27 protein-coding genes and 1 tRNA gene are annotated in these 22,850 nt (G+C 63.9%); 20 read left to right on the forward strand and 8 right to left on the reverse strand.

The window, feature by feature from the left end:
* The first annotated feature begins 3 nt into the window (after nucleotides 1-3).
* The 5 genes from QOL79_RS02100 (at nucleotide 4) to QOL79_RS02120 (ending at nucleotide 3,683) form a co-directional block, all read left to right on the forward strand.
* Nucleotides 4-348 (forward strand): hypothetical protein, encoded by a 345-nt coding sequence (locus tag QOL79_RS02100; RefSeq protein ID WP_058454611.1) that lies wholly within the window; start codon nucleotides 4-6, stop codon nucleotides 346-348.
* A 16-nt stretch (nucleotides 349-364) separates the two neighbouring features.
* On the forward strand, nucleotides 365-814 hold the full coding sequence (locus QOL79_RS02105; protein WP_283418462.1) for an ABA4-like family protein: 450 nt from the start codon (nucleotides 365-367) through the stop codon (nucleotides 812-814).
* Complete coding sequence (locus tag QOL79_RS02110; protein ID WP_283418463.1) at nucleotides 811-1,446, forward strand: DUF938 domain-containing protein; 636 nt, start codon at nucleotides 811-813, stop codon at nucleotides 1,444-1,446. The genes QOL79_RS02105 and QOL79_RS02110 overlap by 4 nt, the downstream gene beginning before the upstream one ends.
* 104 nt (nucleotides 1,447-1,550) lie before the next feature.
* A complete protein-coding gene (locus QOL79_RS02115; RefSeq protein WP_058454608.1) occupies nucleotides 1,551-3,110 on the forward strand; it encodes a fatty acid--CoA ligase in 1,560 nt (519 codons plus the stop codon).
* A gap of 84 nt (nucleotides 3,111-3,194) precedes the next feature.
* Nucleotides 3,195-3,683 (forward strand): hypothetical protein, encoded by a 489-nt coding sequence (locus tag QOL79_RS02120; protein ID WP_156416435.1) that lies wholly within the window; start codon nucleotides 3,195-3,197, stop codon nucleotides 3,681-3,683.
* A 30-nt stretch (nucleotides 3,684-3,713) separates the two neighbouring features.
* Here the strand turns inward: QOL79_RS02120 and QOL79_RS02125 are convergent, their stop codons facing one another.
* Both QOL79_RS02125 and QOL79_RS02130 read right to left on the reverse strand, forming a co-directional pair.
* Nucleotides 3,714-4,331, reverse strand: coding sequence for a glutathione S-transferase family protein (locus QOL79_RS02125; protein WP_058454607.1), 618 nt, complete (start codon nucleotides 4,329-4,331; stop codon nucleotides 3,714-3,716).
* Complete coding sequence (locus QOL79_RS02130) at nucleotides 4,328-5,263, reverse strand: DMT family transporter (protein ID WP_283418464.1); 936 nt, start codon at nucleotides 5,261-5,263, stop codon at nucleotides 4,328-4,330. Before QOL79_RS02130 ends, QOL79_RS02125 begins: the two co-directional genes overlap by 4 nt.
* Before the next feature lie 92 nt (nucleotides 5,264-5,355).
* Here QOL79_RS02130 and QOL79_RS02135 point away from each other — a divergent pair.
* The 6 genes from QOL79_RS02135 (at nucleotide 5,356) to ligD (ending at nucleotide 10,835) form a co-directional block, all read left to right on the forward strand.
* A tRNA-Trp gene (locus QOL79_RS02135) sits at nucleotides 5,356-5,431 on the forward strand.
* A gap of 318 nt (nucleotides 5,432-5,749) precedes the next feature.
* Nucleotides 5,750-6,307 (forward strand): hypothetical protein, encoded by a 558-nt coding sequence (locus QOL79_RS02140; protein WP_283418465.1) that lies wholly within the window; start codon nucleotides 5,750-5,752, stop codon nucleotides 6,305-6,307.
* Nucleotides 6,307-6,786, forward strand: a complete 480-nt coding sequence (locus QOL79_RS02145) for a DUF421 domain-containing protein (protein WP_058454604.1) — start codon at nucleotides 6,307-6,309, stop codon at nucleotides 6,784-6,786. Before QOL79_RS02140 ends, QOL79_RS02145 begins: the two co-directional genes overlap by 1 nt.
* Before the next feature lie 203 nt (nucleotides 6,787-6,989).
* Entirely contained in the window at nucleotides 6,990-7,865 is an 876-nt protein-coding gene (gene ku, locus QOL79_RS02150; protein WP_283418466.1) for a non-homologous end joining protein Ku, read from the forward strand.
* Nucleotides 7,865-8,335 carry an MgtC/SapB family protein gene (locus QOL79_RS02155; RefSeq protein ID WP_283418467.1) on the forward strand — a complete coding sequence of 157 codons (471 nt, stop codon included), beginning with the start codon at nucleotides 7,865-7,867 and terminating at the stop codon, nucleotides 8,333-8,335. Before ku ends, QOL79_RS02155 begins: the two co-directional genes overlap by 1 nt.
* The gene (gene ligD / locus QOL79_RS02160; RefSeq protein WP_283418468.1) at nucleotides 8,319-10,835 is read left to right on the forward strand and encodes a DNA ligase D; all 2,517 of its coding nucleotides are present in this window, start codon (nucleotides 8,319-8,321) and stop codon (nucleotides 10,833-10,835) included. Before QOL79_RS02155 ends, ligD begins: the two co-directional genes overlap by 17 nt.
* Before the next feature lie 308 nt (nucleotides 10,836-11,143).
* Here the strand turns inward: ligD and QOL79_RS02165 are convergent, their stop codons facing one another.
* Entirely contained in the window at nucleotides 11,144-11,392 is a 249-nt protein-coding gene (locus QOL79_RS02165) for a DUF4136 domain-containing protein (protein ID WP_283418469.1), read from the reverse strand.
* A gap of 227 nt (nucleotides 11,393-11,619) precedes the next feature.
* Here QOL79_RS02165 and QOL79_RS02170 point away from each other — a divergent pair, with 227 nt between their 5' ends.
* On the forward strand, nucleotides 11,620-13,074 hold the full coding sequence (locus tag QOL79_RS02170; protein WP_283418470.1) for a CYTH and CHAD domain-containing protein: 1,455 nt from the start codon (nucleotides 11,620-11,622) through the stop codon (nucleotides 13,072-13,074).
* 272 nt (nucleotides 13,075-13,346) lie between these two features.
* On the opposite strand, the gene QOL79_RS02175 is transcribed toward QOL79_RS02170, so the two are convergent.
* Nucleotides 13,347-13,967 carry a TetR/AcrR family transcriptional regulator gene (locus QOL79_RS02175; protein ID WP_283418471.1) on the reverse strand — a complete coding sequence of 207 codons (621 nt, stop codon included), beginning with the start codon at nucleotides 13,965-13,967 and terminating at the stop codon, nucleotides 13,347-13,349.
* A gap of 111 nt (nucleotides 13,968-14,078) precedes the next feature.
* Here QOL79_RS02175 and QOL79_RS02180 point away from each other — a divergent pair, with 111 nt between their 5' ends.
* The 3 genes from QOL79_RS02180 to QOL79_RS02190 are packed head-to-tail and all read left to right on the forward strand — an operon-like array spanning nucleotide 14,079 to nucleotide 15,617.
* Entirely contained in the window at nucleotides 14,079-14,447 is a 369-nt protein-coding gene (locus QOL79_RS02180) for a hypothetical protein (protein WP_282946630.1), read from the forward strand.
* Nucleotides 14,444-15,178 (forward strand): TspO-related membrane protein, encoded by a 735-nt coding sequence (locus tag QOL79_RS02185; RefSeq protein WP_283418472.1) that lies wholly within the window; start codon nucleotides 14,444-14,446, stop codon nucleotides 15,176-15,178. The genes QOL79_RS02180 and QOL79_RS02185 overlap by 4 nt, the downstream gene beginning before the upstream one ends.
* A 40-nt stretch (nucleotides 15,179-15,218) precedes the next feature.
* A complete protein-coding gene (locus QOL79_RS02190) occupies nucleotides 15,219-15,617 on the forward strand; it encodes an MAPEG family protein (protein WP_283418473.1) in 399 nt (132 codons plus the stop codon).
* Between the two features lie 128 nt (nucleotides 15,618-15,745).
* Here the strand turns inward: QOL79_RS02190 and QOL79_RS02195 are convergent, their stop codons facing one another.
* Nucleotides 15,746-16,549 carry a LytTR family transcriptional regulator DNA-binding domain-containing protein gene (locus tag QOL79_RS02195; protein WP_283418474.1) on the reverse strand — a complete coding sequence of 268 codons (804 nt, stop codon included), beginning with the start codon at nucleotides 16,547-16,549 and terminating at the stop codon, nucleotides 15,746-15,748.
* Between the two features lie 9 nt (nucleotides 16,550-16,558).
* On the opposite strand from QOL79_RS02195, the gene QOL79_RS02200 reads away from it, so the two are divergent.
* Both QOL79_RS02200 and QOL79_RS02205 read left to right on the forward strand, forming a co-directional pair.
* Nucleotides 16,559-17,161 carry a DUF1579 domain-containing protein gene (locus QOL79_RS02200; protein ID WP_156416432.1) on the forward strand — a complete coding sequence of 201 codons (603 nt, stop codon included), beginning with the start codon at nucleotides 16,559-16,561 and terminating at the stop codon, nucleotides 17,159-17,161.
* Between the two features lie 564 nt (nucleotides 17,162-17,725).
* Nucleotides 17,726-18,388, forward strand: a complete 663-nt coding sequence (locus QOL79_RS02205; RefSeq protein ID WP_283418475.1) for a BON domain-containing protein — start codon at nucleotides 17,726-17,728, stop codon at nucleotides 18,386-18,388.
* 68 nt (nucleotides 18,389-18,456) lie between these two features.
* Here the strand turns inward: QOL79_RS02205 and QOL79_RS02210 are convergent, their stop codons facing one another.
* On the reverse strand, nucleotides 18,457-18,924 hold the full coding sequence (locus QOL79_RS02210; protein WP_283418476.1) for an NUDIX hydrolase: 468 nt from the start codon (nucleotides 18,922-18,924) through the stop codon (nucleotides 18,457-18,459).
* Nucleotides 18,925-19,041: 117 nt separating this feature from the next.
* On the opposite strand from QOL79_RS02210, the gene QOL79_RS02215 reads away from it, so the two are divergent.
* From QOL79_RS02215 to QOL79_RS02225, 3 genes are all read left to right on the forward strand, one after another.
* Nucleotides 19,042-19,314 carry a hypothetical protein gene (locus QOL79_RS02215; protein ID WP_283418477.1) on the forward strand — a complete coding sequence of 91 codons (273 nt, stop codon included), beginning with the start codon at nucleotides 19,042-19,044 and terminating at the stop codon, nucleotides 19,312-19,314.
* A gap of 309 nt (nucleotides 19,315-19,623) precedes the next feature.
* On the forward strand, nucleotides 19,624-21,177 hold the full coding sequence (locus QOL79_RS02220) for a flavin-containing monooxygenase (protein ID WP_283418478.1): 1,554 nt from the start codon (nucleotides 19,624-19,626) through the stop codon (nucleotides 21,175-21,177).
* A gap of 73 nt (nucleotides 21,178-21,250) precedes the next feature.
* Nucleotides 21,251-21,703, forward strand: coding sequence for a potassium channel family protein (locus QOL79_RS02225; RefSeq protein WP_058454589.1), 453 nt, complete (start codon nucleotides 21,251-21,253; stop codon nucleotides 21,701-21,703).
* A 153-nt stretch (nucleotides 21,704-21,856) separates the two neighbouring features.
* Here QOL79_RS02225 and QOL79_RS02230 read toward each other — a convergent pair whose 3' ends face one another.
* Nucleotides 21,857-22,228, reverse strand: coding sequence for a SpoIIAA family protein (locus QOL79_RS02230; RefSeq protein WP_283418479.1), 372 nt, complete (start codon nucleotides 22,226-22,228; stop codon nucleotides 21,857-21,859).
* The gene (locus QOL79_RS02235; protein WP_283418480.1) at nucleotides 22,216-22,773 is read right to left on the reverse strand and encodes a hypothetical protein; all 558 of its coding nucleotides are present in this window, start codon (nucleotides 22,771-22,773) and stop codon (nucleotides 22,216-22,218) included. Before QOL79_RS02235 ends, QOL79_RS02230 begins: the two co-directional genes overlap by 13 nt.
* Between the last annotated feature and the right edge of the window lie 77 nt (nucleotides 22,774-22,850).

Consider the following 22,850-nt stretch of genomic DNA (forward strand, 5'->3'; position numbering starts at 1 on the left):
TCTATGGCGGGGTCCGATCCGATCGACAGCGAGACCCGCCGCAGCGTCGGAGGCTGCCTTGCCGCCGGCGCGCTGTTCGCGGTCGTTTTCGTCGCGGTGTGGCTTGCCGCGATCACGGTGTACGGCCTCGTCGTCGAACAATGGGAGATGGTGAAGGTCCGCCGCGAGTTCGGCTATGACTGGGCATTCCTCTATGCCCCGCTGATCGCGTTCGGCCTCGGCACCGCCGCGGCGTTCGTCGCGACGCGGCGTCTGCCCGCGGCGCGCCTGACTCTGCTGATTGTGACCGTCGGTCTGGTTGCGCTGTTCGTGGGCATCCTGCTCTTCGGTCTTGGCGGCTTGTTCTAGAAAAAAGGGGGACGTGATGAGCTGGAACACCATCTATCTGCTGGCAAACTACTGGGCGTTCGCGGGGTGGGCGTTGCTCGCCTTCGCGCCGCGCAGTCCGCGTATCCTGTCGTTCGTCATGTATGCCGGGGTGTTCCTGCTCTGCCTTCTCTATGTCGTCCTGATCGCCGGCTTCCTGTCGGGCGGGATCGATCCGGGCGGGCAGGGAAGCGGCGGCGATTTCTCGTCGCTCGCGGGGGTGATGAAATTGTTCGACACGCCCGGCGGCACGACGATGGGGTGGGTGCATTATCTCGCCTTCGACCTCTTCACCGGCATGTGGATCGCGCGCGATGCCGATGCCAAGGGCTTCGGCCGCATCGCGCAATTTCCGTTCCTGTTCCTGACCCTGATGGTCGGGCCGGTAGGCCTGTTCCTGTGGCTGATCGTGCGCGAGCGCCGCGCGCGGGCGCAGGCGAAGGCGTGACATCGGCGCCCTGGACACTGGGCGACGGCGGGAACGAAGCCAAGCGCCACGCGCCCGCGACGCTGCGCAACCGGGACGCCATCGTGGCGGTGCTGGCCGATTGGCTGCCGCCCGCTGGCACCGTGCTGGAGGTCGCGAGCGGGTCGGGCGAGCATATCGTCCATTTCGCCGCCGCCTTTCCGCATCTGGACTGGCAGCCGAGCGATCCCGATCCCGACGCCCTGACGTCGATAGCGGCCTGGAGCGCCGAGGCCGGGCTGGCCAACCTCGCCCCGCCGCTGATGCTCGACGCGGCTTCGCCCGATTGGCCGCCGGCGAGCGCCGATGCGCTGCTGTGCATCAACATGGTCCACATCAGCCCCTGGGCCGCAACGCCCGGCCTGTTCGCGGGCGCTGCGCGGCTGCTTCCTGCCGGGGCGTCGTTGATCCTCTATGGTCCCTATGTCGAGGCCGATGTCCCTATGGCCGAGAGCAACCTTGCGTTCGACGCCAGCCTCCGCGCCCGTAATCCCGAATGGGGCCTGCGCGACACCGCCGATGTCAAGGCAGCGGCCACCGCAGCCGGCTTTGCGCTCACCGAACGCCGCGCGATGCCTGCCAACAATCTGATGCTGCTGTTCCGCTACGGCTGACTGGCCGCCGTGGCGGGTCGGTCAATCGCGGCTTTACGTCGCCGCCCGAGCCGTTAGCCTCTTCGAAACCGCGCAAAACGACGCGATTCGATGGAGAGAGATGGATGGCCCGCGATGTTTCGGAGCTTTTTACCTTCGACGAATTCCTGACCCATTGGGCCGAGGACCGGCCCGACCGGCTGGCGATGCGCGAGGAGGACCGGCTTTTCACCTATGCCGAGGTCGAGGAGCGGACCGCGCGGGTCGCCACCGCCCTGCTCGCCGCCGGCCTGCAAAAGGGCGACCGCGTCGCGTGGATCGGCAAGAACAGCGACCTCTATTTCACCCTCTTTTACGGCGCGGCGCGCGCGGGGATCGTGATGGCCCCGATCGGCTGGCGCCTGTCGCCCACCGAATGGGCTTATGTCGTCAACGACACCAAGGCGAAGATCGTCTTTACGGGGCCGGGGTTCGAGGCGGTGCCCGACCAGCTTGCCGGCAAACTCGAGCACGCCCCGCGGATCATCGGCGCCGCCGAGGCGCGCGCGTTGATCGCGAACACCGCCCGCGCGCCGTTCACCCCCTCGCGGCAGGACGATGCGGTGCTTCAGCTCTATACCTCGGGCACCACCGGCAATCCCAAGGGTGCGGTGCTGTCGAACCGCAATCTCTTCGCGCTGCGCAAACATTCGAACGAAGCCGACATGCCCTACACCAAGTGGGAGGATGACGAGGCCGTGCTCGTCGCGATGCCCTGCGCGCACATCGGCGGCACCGGGCTCGGCATCATGGCGCTCGCTGCGGGGCTTCCAGGCATCATCCTCGCCGAATTCAACCCCGACGGGGTGTTCGACGCGGTCGAGCATCATGGCGTCACGCGCTTCTTCATCGTCCCCGCGGCGCTGCAGATGCTGCTGATGCATCCGCGCTGCGCCAGCGTCGACTACAGCCGCCTCAAATATATCCTCTACGGCGCGGCGCCGATCCCGCTCGAGCTGCTGCGCCAGTGCATCAAGATGTTCGGCGCCGACTTCATCCAGGCCTATGGCATGACCGAAACCACTGGCACGATCTGCATGTTGCCGCCCGAGGATCATGATCCGGAGGGCAACGCGCGGATGCGCTCGGCGGGCAAGGCGCTGCCCGGCGTCGAGATCCGCATCCTCGGTCCCGACGGCCAGAGCGTCCCGACCGGCGAGGTGGGCGAGGTCGTCACCCGCTCGTCGAACAATATGATCGGTTACTGGAACCTGCCCGAGGCGACCGCGAAGACGATGACCGCCGACGGCTGGATCCACACCGGCGACGCCGGCTATCTCGACGAAGACGGCTATCTCTTCATCCACGACCGGATGAAGGACATGATCATCTCGGGCGGCGAGAATGTCTATCCAGCCGAGGTCGAGAGCGCGATCTTCGGCCATCCCGCGGTGCAGGAGGTCGCGGTGATCGGCATTCCCGACCAGAAATGGGGCGAGACGGTGAAGGCGGTCGTCGTGCCCAAACCGGGCATGAGCGTCGAGGAAGCCGACATCATCGCCTGGGCCCGCGAACGCATCGCGGCGTTCAAGGCCCCGCGCAGCGTCGACGTGATCAAGGCGCTGCCGCGTAACGCCTCGGGGAAGATTTTGCGGAAAGACCTGCGCGCGCCCTATTGGGAGGGCTATGAGCGGATGGTGAATTGAGTGGCGGTTAGCGACCGATAACCGTCATCGTTAAATGCGGGATAATGAGTTGCCTGCTTAGCGGGGATAGGTGATATCCCCTTAATGAGCAGAAACTACCCATTTTTCCGGCGACCCTCGCCAAATGCCTGTGTAGTCGAAACACGGATTGCAGCTATCTTGCCGCTATGGTTGCTTGTTCTTGCACTCGCAATCGGCGGATACATTGTGAATGGCCCGGCAGTCTTCACTTTGGACTATTGGCTCGATGGTCACGGTATTCGCTACAATCCGATCACGGGAATTCCCATCATCGTAGCGAGCCTCATTGCTCTGCTGTATTGGACGGCGGACTGCATCTTAGGGTTGCCATGCTACCTCGGCATTCTGGATGAAAACCTTGTGGTCCATCGTCGACGCGTTATCCCATTGGAAGATCTTCAGATCGAAAAAATGAGCATGGGTCGACGGGGGCTCTTTATTCCTCGAAAAAGTCGGCCCTCTTCGCCGCTCTTTATTTCATCGATGCTGGCGAACACTTCCCGAAGTGAACTTCAAAATCGGCTGGTACAGATAATTTCCGCTCAAGACTGACCGCTCCCACCCTCAAAACAGCCCAGAGATCTAAGCCTTCTGTCGCTCGCGTGCCCGCTTGAATCCGTCGCGCGCCATGCATCGCTCCAGCCACGCCTTCGTCGCATCGCCCAGCACATCGTCCGCGCCGAGCGTCGTCGCCAGAAACGCCGCATAGCCGATCACAATGTCGGCGATGGTGAAGCGTCCCGCTACCAGCCATTCTCGCCCGTCGGCCAGCGCCGCCTCGATGCTCTTTGCGCGGCCGCCGAAAAAGGCCTTGTAGTCTTCGACAGCCTGTGCGAGCCGGCGTTCCTCGGGCTCGACGCGCGTGTAGCGGATCATGATCGCGAGCGGGAAGGTCAGCGTCGCGTCGCTGCGATGGAGCCAGTTGCGCGCATCCCAATAGTCCGGCTCGTCGCGGCGCACCTCCAGCGGTGTGCCCTCCGCGATGCGTTCGCAGATCGCCGCCGATTCGGTCATCAGCCGCCCGTCCTCGACCCAGCCGGGGATCGTCATCAGCGGGTTGACCGCGCGGTAGTCGGGCTCGAACGCGCGCGGGGGGAATTTGAGGAGGCGGAGGTCGACCTCGATGCCGGTCTCCTCGACCGCCCACAGGCAGCGCAGCGAACGCGCATCGGCGCAGTGATAGAGAATGGGTAGCGTCATGCAGCGACTTCCTTCGGGCGGTCGATGTGGCGGCGATGCTCGCGCCAGGCGATGAACAGCCCGCTCGCGACGATCAGCGGCGCACCGACCCAGGTCGTGTCGGCGGGCAAGGTGCCGAAGAACCACCAGCCGCACGCGATCGACCAGAGCAGCGCCGAATAATCCATCGGGATGACGACCGCGACTGGCGCAAGTCGCAGGGCGCCGGTCAGCGACAGCTGCACCACCGCGCCCGAAAAGCCGAGCCCGACAAGCAGCAGCCATTCGTGCGCGCTGTGCGGCGTATAGACAAAGGGCAGGGCGATCCCGAGCGGGATCATCGAGAGCAGACTGAACCAGAAGACGATCGTCGCCGCGGGCTCGGTGCGGCCGAGGTCGCGCACGGCAATGGTGATCAGCGCAGTCATCACCGCGCCCGCGAGCGCGATCAAGGTTCCCATGCCATGCGCGCCGCCGAAGCCGCCCGCGAAGCTCGCGCCGGGGTTGAGCACGACAAGGACGCCGACGAAGCCGACGATCACCGCGCTCCAGCGCTGCCAGCCGGTTTGCTCGCCGAGCAGGATGGCGGCAAAGATCACCGCGAAGATCGGCACCGACAGGTTGATCGTCGTCGCCTCGGCCATCGGCAGGAAGATCATGCCGCCGAAGTTGCACGCCATGCCGGTGAGCCCCATCATCGCGCGCCGCGCGTGCGCGCCGATGCGCTCCGTCTTCAGCGAGGCGAAGCCGCCGGTCGTTGCGCGAATCCAGACGAGCAGGACGGGCAGGACCAGCGCCTGCCGCCAGAACAGACTCTCGGCAAGGTGGATGCCCGCCTGGTCGATATATTTGACGAGTACGAACATGAACAACAGGCTTGCCATCGCGAGCAGGCGCAAGGCTATGCCGCCCAGATAATGCTGCGGCGGGCCGGAAGAGGAAGCAGCGGTCATGCAACTTTGCGCATATCAGCCAAGCCTGGATGCGCAACCCGTCATACCCCTTGCTACCATCCTGCAATCGGGCTAGGGGCGCACTCCGGCCTAGGGGTATAGCTCAGCTGGTAGAGCATCGGTCTCCAAAACCGAGGGTCGCGGGTTCGAATCCTGCTGCCCCTGCCAGGCCGGGGTCCCAGGGGGGCTCAGCAGGGACCAACGTGTCCCGGAAAATTCAATAAAGACACTGGTTGCGGTGAGCGGGTCGTCCATGACGTCCCACTTGGCTCCTCTTGCAGCCCAGACCGATTGTTGTCGGGTTGTGGGTATCCATTGCTCGATTGTTGGTACGCCAACGCGCGCGCTACCATGACCATCGCCCCTCGCTTATGTTTTTCCTGGTTGGCGACCGATGTTCCGAATGGATAGGAGGCCGATTTGCCCGGGCCGTTCATCCGGCGAGGCGAAGGCGACGGGCGGACGCGCAAGGCAACCAGACTTCGGGTGCGACGTTATCTGGCGATGGAACGCGATGCCGACGAACCGACCGAGCGGCCCGACGGAGTGGGCGAGCCGATTGTCCATCGCGGGCTTTGGCAGCGCCACGCGAGCCCGATTACCTTGCTGATGCTCGGGACGGTCCTCGCGCTGGCCTTCGCAGGTTTCGCCGGCGGTCAGCCAAGCCCGCGCAACGAGAGCGACTTCGGCGGCGCTGCGCTCAGCATCAAGACGCCGACGATCATCCGCAATGGCGAATTCTTCGAGACCGATATCATTGTTCGTGCCGCCGCGCCGATCGACGAAGCGGTGCTCGCAGTCGACGCAGGGCTATGGCGCGACATGACGATCAACACCATGATTCCAGCGCCCGCCGACGAAGAATTCAGGGATCACTCATTCCGGTTCTCCTACGGTCCTCTCAAGGCGGGCGAGGCGCTCCGCGTCAAGATCGACGGCCAGATCAATCCGCCCTTGTTCGCCGGGACGCGCGGCGGCATCGCCATCTACGACGGCAAACGGCTCATCGGACGCCAGCCGCTCCGCATCAAGGTTTTGCCCTGATGGACATCGTCCTGCGCGCGACGGCGATGTTCGCCTTCCTGTACATCCTCATCCGGTTGCTCGGGAAACGGGAACTCGGCCAGATGACGCCGTTCGAACTGGTTCTCCTCATCGTGATGGGCGACCTCATTCAGCAGGGCGTGACCCACAATGATTTCAGCCTTACCGGCGGCCTGCTTGCCATTTCTACCTTTGCTTTCTGGGCGCTCGTGCTCAGCTGGACGACTTATCTTTTTCCGAAGGCCAAGGATCTGCTCGACGGCACGCCGCGGGTGATCGTTCGCGATGGCGAGTTGATCGAGGAAAATATGCGCCGCGACCGGCTCACGCGCGACGAAGTCCTCTCCGAGATGCGGCTCGCCGGCATCGGTCGCCTGTCGGAGGTGGCATGGGCAATCCTAGAGCCACAGGGCAAGATCAGCTTCATCGCCATGGACGACGGGCCGACGCCGCAACAGGATCGCGCCGAGCCGGTGTGAGTGTGAAGCGTGCGGCACGGCGGAAACGTCGGCCCGGCATTCTCGTTCTGGAAGAGATTGGGGGCGGGCAGCATTGGACGGAAGCCGGAATGGGACGCCCGGCCCCGACGCCACCCATATTTTCGCCAAGGATCATCGCGCCGTCGGCAAGTGGAACGCCAATTGGTCTTGAGCATTTTCTTGGAGGAAAGTGAGAAAAGGTCATGCCTGCACGCGCCTATTGGAAGGGACAGATCCGCCTTGCTCTCGTGTCGATCCCCGTCGAAATCTATTCCGCGACCAAATCGGGCGCCGCGGTCAGTTTCCGCCAGATTCACGAACCGAGCGGCAAGCCGGTCAAATATGAAAAGACCGTCCCGGGCATTGGCGCGGTCGATCATGACGACATCGTCAAGGGCTTCGAACTGTCGAAGGGCAATTATGTCCTGCTCGACGAGGAGGAGATCGAAGCAGTCAAGCTGGAGAGCAAGCGCACGCTCGAGCTGGTCCAGTTCGTCGACGCCGGCGACATCGACATCCTCTATTATGCCAAGCCCTATTATGTCGTCCCTGCCGACGAACTGGCCGAAGAAGCCTATATCGTGCTGCGCGAAGCGCTCCGCCGCACGAAAAAGGTCGGGCTCGGCCAGCTTTCGCTGCGCGGGCAGGAACAGCTCGTCGCGCTGCGTCCCTGCGGCAAGGGCCTCGTGCTCGAAGCGCTGCGCTATGCCGACGAAGTCAACAAGGCGGCCAATTATTTCCGCGACGTCGGCAACGCCAAACCCGACGCCGACCTGCTCGACCTCGCCGAAACGCTGATCGAAAAGAAGAGCGGCGCGTTCGACGCCGGCGATTTTCGCAACCATTATGTCGATGCGATCGAGCGGCTCGTCGCCAAAAAGGCGAAAGCAAAAGGCAAGCGTGTGCTCGAGGATGTCGAGGAACCCGCCGACATCGGCCGCGGGTCGAACGTCATCGATCTGATGGCGGCGCTGAAAGCCTCGGTCGACGGCAAGAAAAAACCGCCCGCCGCCGCGGCGAAAAAGCCCGCCGCCAAAAAGGCGCCCGCTAAAAAGACAGCCGCACGGAAGCGCGCCTGATGCTGCTCAACGACGCGCTCAGCGGCGAAGTGCTGCTGCGCCTCGGGGTTGCGACGCTCGCCGGCCTGCTGCTGGGACTCGACCGCGAGCTAAAGGGCTATGACGCCGGGCTGCGCACGCACGGGCTGGTCGCGCTCAGCTCGTCCTTGATGACCGTCGTCGCGATCGCGCTTTATCACCAGCTGGGCGGTGCCGAATCGTCGATCGACCCGCTGCGCGTGATCGAAGGCATGGCAGCGGCGATCGGCATCATCGCCGCGGGGCTGATCATCGTCAAAGGGGGCGAGGTTCGCAATCTCACCACCGCGGCGCACATCTGGCTAACCGCAGCGATCGGCGTTGCCAGCGGCGCGGGCTATTTCGCGCTGGTGATTATCGCGGCGGGGCTGGCGCTGGTCCTCCTCGTCCTGCTTCGTTTCGTCGAGCGCCGCCTGCCCGCGCCGGGGAACAGCGATGCCCCGCCGCGCTGACCCCCTCGCCCAATATAACGCCAAGCGCGACTTCAAGCTGACCCCCGAACCCGCGGGCAAGGTCGAAAAGGGCGCGACGACCGGCGGCGGACGCTTCATCGTCCAGAAGCACGACGCGACGCGGCTTCACTACGACTTCCGGCTGGAGGTCGACGGAGTGCTCAAAAGCTGGGCGGTGACCAAAGGACCGAGCGCCGACCCCGCCGACAAGCGGCTCGCGGTGCGTACCGAAGACCATCCGATGAGCTACGCCGACTTCGAGGGCGTGATCCCCAAGGGCGAATATGGCGGCGGCAGCGTGATGCTGTGGGACCGCGGCACCTGGGCGCCGATCAAAGGCAAGAGCGCGAAGGATATCGAAGAGGGCCATCTCCACTTCACGCTCGACGGCGCGCGGATGAAGGGCGAATGGCTGCTCGTCCGCATGAAACCCCGCGCTGGCGAAAAGCGAGAAAACTGGCTGCTCCGCAAGGTCGACGACGCTTATGCCGGGGGTTCCGACGATCTGGTCGGCCGGCATTTGACCAGCATCCTGACCGATCGGACGATGGCCGAGATTGCGGGCGACGAAGGCGGCGAACAATCGCTGAAAGGCGCCAAGGGCGCCGCCTTCACGAAAAAGATGGCCGCCGCCGCCGCGCACAACAGGCAGGCCGCGAAGCCAAAAGCCAAAGGCAAGCCGCCCAAATTTCGCCCGCTCCAGCTCGCGACGCTTGTCGATGCGGTGCCCGTCGGCAATGGCTGGTTCCACGAGATCAAATATGACGGCTACCGCGCCGAGGTCGCCGCCGCGGGCAACGATGTGCGCGTCTATACGCGCAGCGGCCTCGACTGGACCGACAAATTCGCCCCGCTCGCCCGCCACATCGCCGCGCTCGATCTGCCGCCCTGCCTGATCGACGGCGAGATCGTCGCCTATGGCAAGGACGGCAATCCCGACTTTTCTGCGCTCCAGGCGGTGCTGAAGCGCGGCCATGGCGCGCAGGACGACGGCACCGACCTCCATTTCTTCGCCTTCGACCTCATCGAACTCGGCGGCAAATCGCTGACGAAGCTCGGCAATCTCGAACGCAAGGAGCGGCTCGAAGCGCTTCTGCGCGATGCCGCACCGCCGATCGCGGTCGCCGACCATGTCATCGGCGCGGGCGAGCAGCTTTACGCCGCGATGTGCGGCGCGGGGCAGGAAGGCATCATCTCGAAACGCGCCGACGCCGCCTACACCGGCCGCCGCAGCCGCAATTGGGTCAAGGTCAAATGCACCCGTCGCCAGGAATTTATCATCGTCGGCTGGAACCCCTCCTCGGCAAAGGGCCGCCCCTTCGCCTCGCTCCTCCTCGCGCAGCGCGAGAAGGGCGAACTCGTGTACAAGGGCAATGTCGGCACAGGCTTCGATACCGAGACGATGGCCGATCTTGCGAAGCGTTTCGCGCAGCTCGAACGCAAGACCGCCCCGCTCGAGGTCGACGCCGCCACCGCGCGCAAAGCGCACTGGCTCCGCCCCGATCTCGTCGCCGAAATCGCCTTCGCCGAATTCACCGCGAGCGGATCGGTCCGCCACGCAAGCTTCCTCGGCCTGCGCAGCGACAAGGAGGCAAAGGATGTGACCCCCGAGAAGAAACAGCCCGCGCCGGCACCCGCCAGCGACGTCACGATCAGCAGCCGCGACCGCGTGATCTTTCCCGAAGCCAAAGCCACCAAGGGCGACCTTGCCGATTATTATGCCGCCATCGCCCCGCTGATGCTCCCGCACATGGCGCGCCGCCCGCTCAGCCTCGTCCGCTGTCCGCAAGGGCGCGCCAAGAAATGCTTTTTCCAGAAACATGATTCGGGCAGCTTCGGCGCGCATGTCCACCATGTCCCGATCCGCGAGAAGGACGGCGGGTACGAAGATTATCTCTATGTCGATGACGCCGACGGCATCCTCGCCTGCGTCCAGATGGGAACGATCGAATTTCACGGCTGGGCGAGCCATGTCGACGCCATCGAACGGCCCGACCGCCTGATTTTCGACCTCGACCCCGACGAAGGGCTGGGTTTCGCCGAGGTCAAAAAAGCAGCGCTCGACATCCGCCGCCAGCTCGCCGACATCGGCCTCGTCAGCTTTGCGATGCTGTCGGGCGGCAAGGGCGTGCATGTCGTCGTGCCGGTCGATCCCGGCCACAGTTGGGACACGCACAAGGATTTTGCCAAACGCTTCGCAGAGGCGTTGAGCCTCGCCGAGCCCGACCGCTATGTCGCGACGATGAGCAAGGCGAAGCGCAAGGGCAAGATCTTCATCGACTGGCTGCGCAACCAGCGGGGCAGCACCGCGATCATGCCTTGGTCGGTCCGCGCTCGCGAGCGGGCGCCGGTGGCCGTACCGGTCAGCTGGGCTTCTCTTTCCGAAGTCGGGAAAGCAAGCGCGTGGACGATCAGGGATGCAGAAGAATTGCTTCAGCGCGCCGCTGCTCCCGACCTCAAGGGGTGGGGATTCGTAAGTCAGTCTTTGCCATCAATTTAAAATCGAGAGTATCTGGCGAACCGCAGCTTCGGATGCATTGTTGCGGAGAGCGGGCGGGCCTGCAGGCAGTGATATAAGGCGCGGCGACGTCGTCGATCGACGTTGCGTCGAAGCCGCGATCGGCGAATAGCTCGGCCGCGACAGTGGCAATCTGACGCCGCTTGTCGTCGCTCTTCGCGCTCATCGACAATCCTGTCGAAAACGGGCCGCACGGGGCGCGTCGGCCACCGGGCATTGGCGATGGGAACAGGGGGAAGGCGAGCGAGGGGGCAGAGGGGCGGCGCCACACCTCGCTCGCCGGCACCGGCCTATTGGGCAGGCAGTGCCTTGGTCATGTTGCGGAGCAGCCGGGTGAGCTTTGCCTCGGTCACGTCCTTACCGGTGACCCGCTTTTTCGACGTGGCGCGCCACGCCAGCCGACCCGTGTCGGCGTCGATCAGATCCAGCACGAGCGTCCCCTGCGTATGCTGACTCGCGTCGAGCCGGTAGTCGCCGCCCGTCGGGCAGAAGGGAAGGCCGCAACCCACGCCGTCGGCCTCTCTTTGTTTGGTCGTCAAAAGCGGACGGACAGCAACCGGCCAGACGCGGACGTCATAGTTCGTTGCGGGCTTAGAGCGGCGGGGCAGTTGCGACCCACTTGCAAAGAGTTGCTCCAAACCTTTGGGCTCGTCGGAGCCGCCGTTTTCTTTTCGGCGACGGTTCGTGCTAGATCGACGGTAGGAAGGTTCATCCTATTGACGGATATCTTGCCGAGAACCGCTTTACGCAACGGGACCGAAGTTCCATGGGCGACGAAATCGAACTGAAACTTGACTTGTCCCCTGCCGACGCGGATCGAATCGTCGCGTCAAAGCTGTTCGGTGACAAGGGCAAGGTCGTAGAACAGGTTTCGACCTATTTCGATACCGATGAAAATGCGCTTGCCAAGGCCGGCTTTTCACTTCGCATTCGGCGCACCGGCAATACGCGCGTCCAGACGGTCAAAGCCGGTGGAGGAACTTCGGCCGGACTCTTTGCCCGCACCGAATGGGAGCGTGCGGTGGACGATGACGCCCCCGTGCTCGACTATGCGACCCCGCTGCCGACCCTCATCGGCGACAACGTCGACAAGGTTGTGCCTCGTTTCATCGTGAAGGTCGAGCGGTGCAAATGGCTTGTCGAAGAGGACGGGACGACAATCGAGGTCGTTCTCGACCGCGGCGATGTCAGGGCAGGCGACCGGTCGGACCCTGTCTGCGAGATCGAGCTCGAGCTGAAGTTGGGTGACTCGGCGGCGCTTTTCGGTCTTGCGCGCACGATCGACGCCATCGTTCCGATACGTCTCGGCGTGCTGGCCAAATCGGAACGTGGTTACCGGCTGGCAGAGCCCGATCGGGCGAGCGTCAAGGCCGAGCCTATTTTACTGGGAGCCGATATAAGCACCGCCGAGGCGTTCAAGCGGATCGTTCGATCAGGCATTCGCCACTTCCGGCTCAATGAAGACCTGCTCCTTTCGAGCCGCAGCGCCGACGCGCTGCACCAGGCGCGTGTAGCAATCCGCCGGATGCGCTCGGCCTTTTCGGTTTTCAAACCGATGACCGGGGGCGATGGCGCGGGCCTGCGCGGGGAGCTTAAATGGCTCGCCGCCAGCTTTGGGGAAGCCCGCGATCTCGACGTGCTTCTCCAACGGGCGCCGTCGGAAGCCTTGCGCGATTGCATCGCCGCCGCTCGCGAGAAATCCTATGACCATTTGATCGAGACGCTGGCGGATCGCCGGGCCCGCATCGTGATGTTGAACGTCGCGCACTGGCTGGAAGAGGGGCGCTGGGCTGACGGCAAGGGCAGAGAGGTCGACGGAAACGATCCGGCTCGCGCCCTTGCTGAAAACGAGCTCGCGCGCCTCCGGCGCAAAGTCAAACACCGGGGTAGGGGGCTTGCATCCGCCACCGACGAGACACGTCACGAGCTCCGCAAGGATGCAAAAAAGCTACGCTATGCGAGTGAGTTTTTCGCTTCCCTGTTCGATCGAAAACGCGAGCAGCGGAGGCACGGGCGTTTTGTCGCGGCGCTAGAAGGGCTGCAGGATTGTCTTGGCAAGCTTAACGACCTCGCTGCTGCCCCGGTCCTGCTGAATAAACTTGGAATCTCCGATCAAGATGGAGCAACTGCGCTTCTTTCCAGTGAAATGGACAAGAAGGAAATGCTCGAGCGCGCGGAACGTGCGTATGGCGAGCTTTTCGACACCAAACGCTTTTGGTGATCGCGCGGATTGCTCTGCCCTGGGTGGCTGGGCCCACGCACCAAATGTGCAAAGACAATGGCAGCTCCTGTCGCTTCGGCGCCAAGATCTGACTGGCAGCCCATGGCCAATTTTGCGCAGAGTCCGCCCCCTGTTGAATATCCCGTTTCGGCCAGAAACAGATGGTCGCGCATCGGGTTTTTTGTCGGCAAAACCGCAGTGCCGGACCGGGCCGCGACGGAGAGGCTGCAACCGGGAACAACGATCCGCGGCTGATGGCAGGCGCGGGGCGCTCATGCGCGCCAGGCGCGGATAAACGCATCGGCGTGCGCGACCAGCAGCGTATCGAGGTCGAGCGGGCGCACCGCGGCGCCGCCGAGCGGGCGCTGGTGCAGCACCGCAACGATGATCGGTGCGGCCAGCTGGACGGCAGCGAGGCGCGTTTCTCCCGCCCGCATCTCGCCAGCGCGCACATGATGCTCGAGCCGGGCTTCGACTGCCTGCAACATCGGTTCGAGCAAATTGCCGATGAAAGCCGGGCCAAGGACCGGATGGCCAAGGCCTTCGGCAAGCCCCGCGGCGATCATCCGGTCGAGGTCGGCGTTCACGAGCCCGGCCGCGAGATGCTCCACCGCGTCGCGAACCGAAATATCGAACGCGCCGCTCGGCTCGGCCATGATCGCCATCGGCGTCGCCCCATGCGCGCGTTCGTCTTCCATGACCGCACGAATGATATCCTCACGCCGTCCGAAGTGATGCGTCAGCGACGACAGGCTGACGCCTGCGGCCGCCGCGAGGTCGCGCCAGGACGGTGGCCCTTCGCTGCGGCTGCGCAGGCGCGCGCGCATCTTCGCCAGCAGTTCGGCGCGCCGCTCGGCAGTCGAGCGGTTAGGGGTTCCCGAATGGCGTGCCATGTATCACTTGAACCAATCTATAATTTCGTGCATTGTATCATTCGATCCATCCTAACACCGGGCCGCGTGAGGCTCCACGGAAAACGGGACTATCGAAATGCGGCGCTTCCCATGACCGACGATATGCTTCTCCGCCTCGCGTACGGCGCCAACATCCTGATCCTCCTGCCGGTCGTCACCGCGCTCCTGTGGTCGGGCACGGCGGCGGTGTTCGGCCCCGGCGTGCCGGAATCGGCGGGACTGCGGCTGCTCGTCGCCGCGCTCTGGGGCGCGATCCTGCTTTGCTCGGTCATCGGGCTTGCGTGGCCGCGGCCGATGATGGGCATATTGCTGCTCCAGATTCTCTACAAGACCGGCTGGCTGCTGACTTTTGTCCTGCCCGCGATCCGCGCGTCGGAGCCTGTTCCGTGGGGTCCGACCCTCGTTTTCATTCCGATCATCCTTCTCTGGCCGCTCATCCTGATACGGGTCTGGCTGTGACCGCGATCGACATCTTGCGGGCGGCGCTGGTCATTGTCGCCGCTATTGCCCAAGCGGTCATGGGAAGCTGGCCGCAATGGCGCCGATGGGAGCACAGCGTTCCCGAACGTTCGGCGCGCCTGCATCTTCCGATCGTCCCTTGGCCGCCCTTTTTCGCAATCTGGGGCGTCATCTTCCTCGCAAGCTTCGGCTTTGCGATCTGGCACGCTTTGCCCGCCAATCTCGACGATCCCCTGTTGCGTATGCTCGGCTGGTTCGCGGTTGCCGCCTGGACGCTCAATGCCGCTTGGGAATGGCATGTCCCGCGCCGCGACATCGACTGGACAAGCCTCGTCCTGATTGCGGCGGCGCTCGCGGTCCTGCTCGCCGCGATGGCGACGATCGCCCGCGCGCCTTCGGAACGCGGGCTGTCCTTCTGGCTCGGCATCGCGCCGATCCAGCTCCTCGCCGGATGGATATCGGCCGCTGTCTGGGTGAATTTGGGCTCGACCCTCAAATGGAGCGGCGTCCCGGTTCGCACCGCGTGGCAGATCGTGCTGCTGCTCGGCGCCGGCGCGCTGGGATCGATGGTCGCCTGGTTGTCGGGATCGCCCGTTTACGCCGGCGCGATCGCTTGGGCGCTGGCCGGCATCGTTGTGCAGAATATTGTCCGCGACCGGAATCTACCGATTTCGCTCACTGCCGCCCTTCTGGCGCCAGCCACCGTGGTCGCGGCGCTGATGTCATCATGATCGAGCATCCTCGACCGACTTTGCCCGACCCTGGAGGACCATGATGCTTTCGCATACCGTACCGATCGTTCCGCTATACGCAGCCGCGCTCGCCGTCCTCTTCCTCGGCCTCTCGGTGCGCGTGATCGCCTACCGGCGCCGCGAACGGATCGCCTTTGGAAGCGCTGGCGATCTTGAACTCGAACGCCGGATCCGCGTCCATGGAAATTTTGCCGAATATGTTCCGCTCATCCTGCTTCTCCTGCTGATCGCCGAAAGCCGCGGAGCCTCGGTGCTTGGCGTCCATGCTGCCTGTGTCCTGCTGCTGCTTGGCCGTCTTGCCCACGGCATCGGTGTGTCGCGCAGCGCGAGCGACGATGTCGGCCGGATCGTTGGGATGACGGGAACGCAGTCGGCGGCACTTCTTGCCGTCGGGCTGATTGTCTCTACCTATATTTGATGGGGTGTTCCGGAGAGGCTGGGGCAGGATCGGTTATTCGGACGCGCCGTCCATTCCCTGACGGCGTCATCAGACCAAAAGTTGGCAAAATCAGCCATGTCGTTCCAGCTGGATGCAAGCGACATTCGCTACAACCATCCGCGGGCTCGAAGGTCGGCGGCCGCTGAAGGACTGACCCCGATCGATCGGCCATCCTTCAGCGAAACATGCCATTGGCGACCGCGCCGCTCGATCGTCTGCACCGACGATGCCGCGACCCAATGGCCGCGCCGGATGACGGCTCCGTCGGCCGCCTCAAGTTCGGAGACCAGATCGCCGAACCGCGCATGAAGCAAGCTGCTCGAACCGTCGCTTCGCCAGATACGGCAATAATGATCCTCGGCCGCAATTGCGGCGATCGCGTCCGCATCCCGGAACCCCCCGCGCCAGAGCAGCCCTTTCGAGAAGTCGGGGCGTGTGGTCGCGGGCGCCGGGCGTATCGCAACGACGAGCACAAGCAGAAGCGCGAGGCTGATGGCAGCGGCGCTCGCCCAGCTTCTCGTCCAGTCGACCGGCATCGGGAGTCCGAGAAGCTGGCCGTACAGACCGATCTCGGCAGGCAGCGGCAAGTTGATGACGACCATCCCGAGCAGCGCCGCGCGCCACCAGTCGGTGGGCCCGCGCACGCGCCACGCGAACCACAAAACCCATAGCAGCACGTTGGAGCCGATGAGCAGCGACCAGAAAGCGAGCCGGGCTGCGAGCGGTATATCCAGCGTGCCGAATGCGCCCGCCGTCGTCATCAGGAGGATCGCCGCTCCTCCGCCAACGAAATAGATGGCAAGCCCTGGCAGATTCCGGACGCGGTTGGCGAAGGCAAGGACGCGGTTCGCGAAATAAGCTTTGCGATCCGGGCTCGCCTGTCCTTCCGAAGCCGAAGCGCGATTGTCCATGGCGAACTGATGGCACTGCGCATCAGGAGGAACAAGATGAGAATAGCGACCGGTTTGTCAGGTGCGATACTTCTGGCCGTAACCGTGCCGTCTTCGGCGCAGCCGGTCCAGCAGGACCCCGGGGCTTTGCTCGCCGCCGAGCGCGAGGCGATGCAGGCCTTTGCCTGGATGGATGGCGAGTGGCGTGGCATTGCGGTCACTCAGATTCCCGGCGGCGAACACCGCGTGACGCACACCGAACGGATAGGACCGTTGCTTGGCGGGTCAATCAGATTGGTTGAGGGGCGTAGCTATCGCGCCGATGGCTCGACCGGATTCAACGCCTTGGCGATGCTCAGCTTCGACCCGATAGCCAAGACTTATCGGATGACCAGCCATGCTGACGGTCGATACGGAAGTTTCGCAATCGCTCCGAATGCGACGGGATATGTCTGGCAGATCCCGGCAGGTCCGATGACGATCCGTTATACGGCCACGCTGCACGATGGCGTGTGGACCGAGATCGGCGAGAGGCTGGTCGATACGAAGCCGCCCGTGCCCTTCTTTCGCATGGAATTGCGGCGCGTCGGAGATAGCGGCTGGCCGGCGGAAGGCAGCGTAGCGCCAAATTGAAACGTTGGTGGTGCGAGTGTTCGCCTCTCCAGCCTTGATAGGCTTTGGCAGGCGGTAGCCAATGCGCTCAGCCCGGCACGGGGACGTATTTACGAGTCGGCAGGTGCGCGATCATATCGTGATCGGAAGCGGTCAAGTTATCGACCAGCGACCGGAGGTCGTCGAGATAGTTGGTACGAAGGGCGTGCGGCGAACATCTCAATCCGAAATTGTGAACGATCGGAGGAGCGCTCCTTGAAAAGCGCGCACTTCCCCGGCCCAATTTGATGTCTAACGTCTGACTTTGCCAGCGGGCATCATTGGGGTCGGGCGTGCGCGGGTACCATGCTTTCGATCAGCAAGGGCTACGGATGTAAAGCAGCGGCGAAATCCGCTTCTCGCCACCGGCGCCTCTAGGCCGACCGACACTTCGCTGACGTGCGATGCCATTGGCGGCAGGCGCTACCCTTACGGATGTTTGCGAATAGGGCTGAAGCGCGGGCCAGGTGAAAATCTCCGAACCGAAACCATCGGGTTCTGCCGGCCTTCTGCCGGGCGGCAACCCTTCCGGCAAAGAGGAGACAGATGATGTTGAAGAAAACAGACGGGCAGTTGCAGCGCGACGTGATGGACGAACTCGAATGGGAGCCGAGCGTCGATCACGCCGATATCGGCGTTGCCGTGACCGATGGCGTCGTCACCCTGTCGGGATATGTGAAAACCTATCCCGAGAAGATCGCCGCCGAGAAGGCGACGCGGCGCGTCGCCGGCGTTCGCGCGATCGCCGAAGAGATCAAGGTTCATTTCGCGTCCGAGCCCAAGATGGCCGATCATGAGATCGCCAAGCGCCTGCTCGACATGATGGCCTGGACCGTGTCGATTCCGACCGAGAAGGTGAAGGTCAAGGTCGAGCATGGCTGGGTGACGCTGAGCGGCACGGTCGACTGGGATTATCAACGCAAGGAAGCCTTCCGCGCTGCGAGCCGGGTCACGGGCGTCGCCGGTGTGAGCAACCTGATCGAGGTCAAGCAGCACCCGGCGCCCGCCGACGTGAAGGAGCGAATCGTCTCGGCCTTCAAACGTCAGGCCGATCTCGACGCCGCCGGGGTGACCGTGTCGACCGAGGGCGGCACCGTGAAGCTCGGCGGCAAGGTCAAGGCGTGGGCCGAGCGCGGAGTCGCCGAGAGGGCCGCATGGTCCGCGCCGGGGGTCACCCGGGTCGAGGATAATATCATCATCGCGCTTTGACCGGCGCGACTGGCGAGATCGCGTTGGTGGCCGTCCCGGAACCGGGGCGGCCGCTGCGCCTCTGCGCGTCAGTCCCCCTTCGCCAAAAATTCGCTCAGCCGATCCAGAAATGGCCGCTGACTGGGCAGCATCATCGTGTCGGCCTCGGCCATCGTGAACCACCGTGCGGCATCGACCTCGGGAAACGACTGGCGCCGGCCACTTTTGGGCGGCCACTCCAGTTCGAAGCAATTGCTTACAATCGCGGCCGCCTCGATATCCTGCCCCAGCGCAAAGGCATGAACCATCTTTCCGCCTGCCTGCCGAAGCTGCCCCAGCGCAGCAAGCGGGCCCTCAAGCGCGACGCCAAGTTCCTCTCGGGCTTCGCGGCGTGCGGCGTCTTCCGCGCTTTCTCCGGGCGCGATCAGCCCCTTGGGAATCTGCCAGGCGCCGCGGTCGCGCCGGCGCCACAAGGGACCGCCGGGATGGACAAGCAAGACCTGTAGCGCCCCGGCTGACCGGCGATACAACAAGATTCCGGCGCTCTGGCCGGTCACGACGTGCGATGACGGCGACGATCGGTTTCCATTGGCCGCCTCTCCTCAAATCCATCGACTGGCTGCGCTGGCGCACAGGGCGCGGCTTGCTCCCTTCAAGGCCAGACCAAAGCGCATATGCAGCTCCAAGCTTTGCGTGACATGCGGGAATTTGCGTATTTCCTGTATAGCGCGCGTCGCTCACTCTCGCTCCATACCCTGGCTATGGAGGCTGAGATGGATATCCCCAACGTCGACACATCGCTCGCCAAGCTCGGCGTGCCCCGCCGTACGCGCAAGAAAATCGGTCGCATATCGCGCTCCCCCAAAATGCGGGCCGCGGCGGCGCTTGTTCCGCTTCTCACCGCAGGATTTCTCGCTGCGCGGGCCGTCGCGCGGCGCGGATCATGACGATGAGTCCGTCGGAGATCGACGACCCGTTCGAACGTGATCGCGAGCGATCGGCGGCCATCCGATTTTGGATCGCGTTTATCGCGTTCACGATATTGGGAAGCATCTGGTTCATGCTCTTCCGTCTCTGACACGTCGAACCTTTATCAATCCTGGCGGACGTCGCTTCGCGGTCCGGCAGCCGAAGCGCCGCTAACTTGCGGGCCCCCCTACGCCGGTTTCCTGTCCGATCTCTGGTTGACCAGGATCAATGTCTGCAGCGCGCCCGCCGGCGATATTCGAACCGTACCAAAGAGGAGGACGAGGAAGATGTCACGAGCCGAAGCTCAAGGGGCGGGAGGTCGGGTCCGTCCCCTTCATGTCGATGTGCTGATCGTTGGCGCCGGTATCTCGGGCATCGGCTCGGCCTATCATCTTCAGCAGCAGTGCCCGGGCAAGAGTTACGCGATACTCGAGGCGAAACCGACCTTCGGCGGGACGTGGGAGACTCACAAATATCCCGGCGTACGGTCGGACTCGGACCTCTACACCTTCGGCTATCGCTTCAAGCCCTGGGTCGGCGCGCCAATCGCCAGTGGCGCCGAAATCCTCAAATATATGGGCGAGGTAATCGAGGAGAACGAGATCGGCGTCCATATTCACTACGGCCATCGCATCACCGCCTGCCACTGGTCGAGCGCCGCCAATCGCTGGACGATCGAGGCAGTGCGCGCGTCGGATGGCGCGGCGGTCACCTTCACGGCCAGCTTCCTGTGGATGTGCCAGGGCTATTATGATCATGACAAGCCCTACATTCCCGATTGGCCGGGTCTTGAGGATTTTAGAGGGCAGTTCATTCACGCCCAGCTCTGGGATCCGACGATCGATTATGGAGGCAAGCGCGTACTCGTCATCGGCTCGGGCGCTACCGCTGCGACCATCGTCCCGGCCTTTGCCGAGAAGGCAGCGCATGTGACGATGCTTCAGCGTTCGCCGACCTATTTCTATTGCAGCGAGAACAGGAACGAACTTGCCGACCGGCTGCGAGAGGTCGGGATCGACGAGCCGACAGTCCACCGCGTCGTGCGGGCTCAGATCATGCACGACCAGGATCTGATGACGCGGCGGTGCCAATCGGAGCCCGATGCGGTGTTCGAGGATCTGAAAGCGCTGATCCGGGCTTATTCGGGCGATCCCGACTTCGCGTTCGAGCCGCATTTCACGCCGAAATACCGGCCGTGGCAGCAACGGCTCGCGTTCTGCCCCGAAGGCGACATTTTCAGGGCGGCGGTGCAGGGCAAATTGACCGTCGTGACCGACACGATCGACTGCTTCACTGCGACAGGTGTCCGCACCGCGAGTGGCGAGGAGATCGAGGCCGACATCATCGTCGCCGCGACCGGGTTCAATTTATCGGTCATGGGTGGGATCCCGTTCGATATCGACGGCGCACCGGTCGATTGGTCGAAGACGATCACCTATCGCGGGATGATGATGACCGGCGTCCCCAACCTCGCCTGGGTTATGGGCTATTTTCGGGCCAGCTGGACGCTCAGGGTCGACATGATGGGCGACTTCGTCTGCAACCTCCTCAACCATATGGACGACATCGGCGCGAGAAGGGTCGAGGTCGCGCTCAGGCCCGAGGATGAGGGCATGCAGATCCTGCCGTGGATCGAGGAAGACAATTTCAATCCAGGCTATCTTATGCGCGGCCTCGACGCGATGCCGCGGCGCGGCGACAAACCCGAATGGCGCCACAATCAGGACTATTGGGCGGAGAAGGACGCCTTCCCGAAGATCGACCTGCGCGGAGCGGAGTTCGTCTATGACGGTGAGCGCTCGGGGTGGTCGGCCCGCACCGACGCGGAAATTGCGGCCTGATGGCGCGGCCGCGCCGCGAGGCCGGCCAGGGGCATAGGCCGGCCATCATACAGGCGGCCGCCGGGAGCGGATCGTGACGCTCGCCCACCAGCTCGGTCTCGCCACTCTCGTCGTCGGGCTCACGGTCGTCGTGCACCTCGCGGGACTTGCGCTGCTGCTTGCGATCCTTCGCCGCTACCGGCGTGCATCGCGACGCTATCTTGTCATTCTTCTCAACGGGGGCGCGATTCTCGTCGCCGCATTCGGGCTGTTCGCGCTGCACTCGGCCGAAATCTGGATCTGGGCAGGGATCTACCAGCTTCTCGGCGCTTTCATCGACTTCGAACATGCCTTGTATTTCTCGACATCGACCTACGTCACCATAGGCTATGGCGACATCGTCCTGCCCCCGGGGCTGCGGATCCTTGGCGCGATCGAGGGCGCGAGCGGGATCATCCTGATCGGCTGGTCAACGGCCTTCTTCTTCTCGATCGTCGATCGTATGAAACTCCTCGAACGCAGTTTCGATACCGATCATGGCCGATAAGGCATCGACTGGGACGCCGCGTGGCCGTCGACACGATCGCGTCGTTCGTCCCGAGCACCGATGCCTGCTGTCAGGCCGTCCGCGATACGAGACGGGCTTCGCGATCATTGTCGCGCGGGGACGGCCAAGGACCGGGCAGGAGGGTGATCGTAATCAGTTGCGCCCTTCGACCCACATCAGGGCCGCGCCGCGATCCTCGGGCTTGAACACCCGATAGCTGATATGCGGCAGAAGCGCGCTTTCGATCCGCGTGAGCGCCCGTATCCAGACTTGATCGGCGACGACCGCGACGCGTCCGAACCGGCCGAGCTTGGCGAAAAGCGGTGCGGCCCGCGCGATATGCGCGGCCAGCCCGCTGATCTCGATACCGTCGATCGACCGCGTCTCGGCATAGACATGCAAAGTCTCGTTCGCCGCCATCGCGGTGTCGAGCCGGTCCATGATCGAGGCCAGATCCTCTCCCGTGATTTTGCCGTCGATACGGACGGCGAGCACATCGTCCTTCGTGTCGATCATTTCGAACATGACGGGGCCTTTCCGGTGACGCTCGCCAGCATCGCAGAGACGGCGAGCAGGTCGAGCGTGAGGCTCTGCGCCGCGGGAAGGATCGAGGCGAACGGCCAGGCGAACCCGATCGCGAGCGACACCATCAGGCTGACCGTGCCCGAGAGATAGAGCCAGCCGCGGCCCGCATGGTTACGTGCGAGCGCGAGCGTCAGCCGCGCCGCTGCTCCCACCGCGAGAACGCCCGCCATCGCCATCGCACCATGATAACCGCCAAGCAGCGGATCGACGAACAGGATGATCGCCTGAATCAGGCAGACGAGCGCGCTGGCGAGCCAAAGCCGACGATCCAGCCGATTGGCGCAGGTCGCCGCCATGCGGGCCTGGACGAGCGCGGCGAACAGCAACGCGGCCACCAGCATGTAAAGCGCCGCGATGGTCTCCAGGAAGGTGCGTGATAAAATGAACAGGATGAGGAGGCATACCGCCACGCCAATTTCGAGGACCGAGATTTCTTTCCAGAGGCTGCTCTGCACCGGGCGGCCGGGCGCATCGGTCACAATCATCAATCGTCTCCCTTGCGGAAAATGGCGGTGGGGGCAGGCATAACGCGATGCTGGAAGCGCCGCATTGCGGGATTCTA

It is taken from the genome of Sphingopyxis sp. Geo48, from assembly GCF_949769155.1.
Taxonomy (GTDB): domain Bacteria; phylum Pseudomonadota; class Alphaproteobacteria; order Sphingomonadales; family Sphingomonadaceae; genus Sphingopyxis.

Coding starts and splice junctions, on each gene's coding strand:
- QOL79_RS02100 (WP_058454611.1), top strand. CDS start 4: ATGGCGGGGTCCGATCCGATCGACAGCGAGACCCGCCGCAGCGTCGGA.
- QOL79_RS02105 (WP_283418462.1), top strand. CDS start 365: ATGAGCTGGAACACCATCTATCTGCTGGCAAACTACTGGGCGTTCGCG.
- QOL79_RS02115 (WP_058454608.1), top strand. CDS start 1,551: ATGGCCCGCGATGTTTCGGAGCTTTTTACCTTCGACGAATTCCTGACC.
- QOL79_RS02120 (WP_156416435.1), top strand. CDS start 3,195: ATGAGCAGAAACTACCCATTTTTCCGGCGACCCTCGCCAAATGCCTGT.
- QOL79_RS02125 (WP_058454607.1), bottom strand. CDS start 4,331: ATGACGCTACCCATTCTCTATCACTGCGCCGATGCGCGTTCGCTGCGC.
- QOL79_RS02130 (WP_283418464.1), bottom strand. CDS start 5,263: ATGACCGCTGCTTCCTCTTCCGGCCCGCCGCAGCATTATCTGGGCGGC.
- QOL79_RS02145 (WP_058454604.1), top strand. CDS start 6,307: ATGGACATCGTCCTGCGCGCGACGGCGATGTTCGCCTTCCTGTACATC.
- ku (WP_283418466.1), top strand. CDS start 6,990: ATGCCTGCACGCGCCTATTGGAAGGGACAGATCCGCCTTGCTCTCGTG.
- QOL79_RS02155 (WP_283418467.1), top strand. CDS start 7,865: ATGCTGCTCAACGACGCGCTCAGCGGCGAAGTGCTGCTGCGCCTCGGG.
- ligD (WP_283418468.1), top strand. CDS start 8,319: ATGCCCCGCCGCGCTGACCCCCTCGCCCAATATAACGCCAAGCGCGAC.
- QOL79_RS02170 (WP_283418470.1), top strand. CDS start 11,620: ATGGGCGACGAAATCGAACTGAAACTTGACTTGTCCCCTGCCGACGCG.
- QOL79_RS02175 (WP_283418471.1), bottom strand. CDS start 13,967: ATGGCACGCCATTCGGGAACCCCTAACCGCTCGACTGCCGAGCGGCGC.
- QOL79_RS02180 (WP_282946630.1), top strand. CDS start 14,079: ATGACCGACGATATGCTTCTCCGCCTCGCGTACGGCGCCAACATCCTG.
- QOL79_RS02190 (WP_283418473.1), top strand. CDS start 15,219: ATGATGCTTTCGCATACCGTACCGATCGTTCCGCTATACGCAGCCGCG.
- QOL79_RS02195 (WP_283418474.1), bottom strand. CDS start 16,549: ATGGACAATCGCGCTTCGGCTTCGGAAGGACAGGCGAGCCCGGATCGC.
- QOL79_RS02200 (WP_156416432.1), top strand. CDS start 16,559: ATGGCACTGCGCATCAGGAGGAACAAGATGAGAATAGCGACCGGTTTG.
- QOL79_RS02205 (WP_283418475.1), top strand. CDS start 17,726: ATGATGTTGAAGAAAACAGACGGGCAGTTGCAGCGCGACGTGATGGAC.
- QOL79_RS02215 (WP_283418477.1), top strand. CDS start 19,042: ATGCAGCTCCAAGCTTTGCGTGACATGCGGGAATTTGCGTATTTCCTG.
- QOL79_RS02220 (WP_283418478.1), top strand. CDS start 19,624: ATGTCACGAGCCGAAGCTCAAGGGGCGGGAGGTCGGGTCCGTCCCCTT.
- QOL79_RS02230 (WP_283418479.1), bottom strand. CDS start 22,228: ATGTTCGAAATGATCGACACGAAGGACGATGTGCTCGCCGTCCGTATC.
- QOL79_RS02235 (WP_283418480.1), bottom strand. CDS start 22,773: ATGATTGTGACCGATGCGCCCGGCCGCCCGGTGCAGAGCAGCCTCTGG.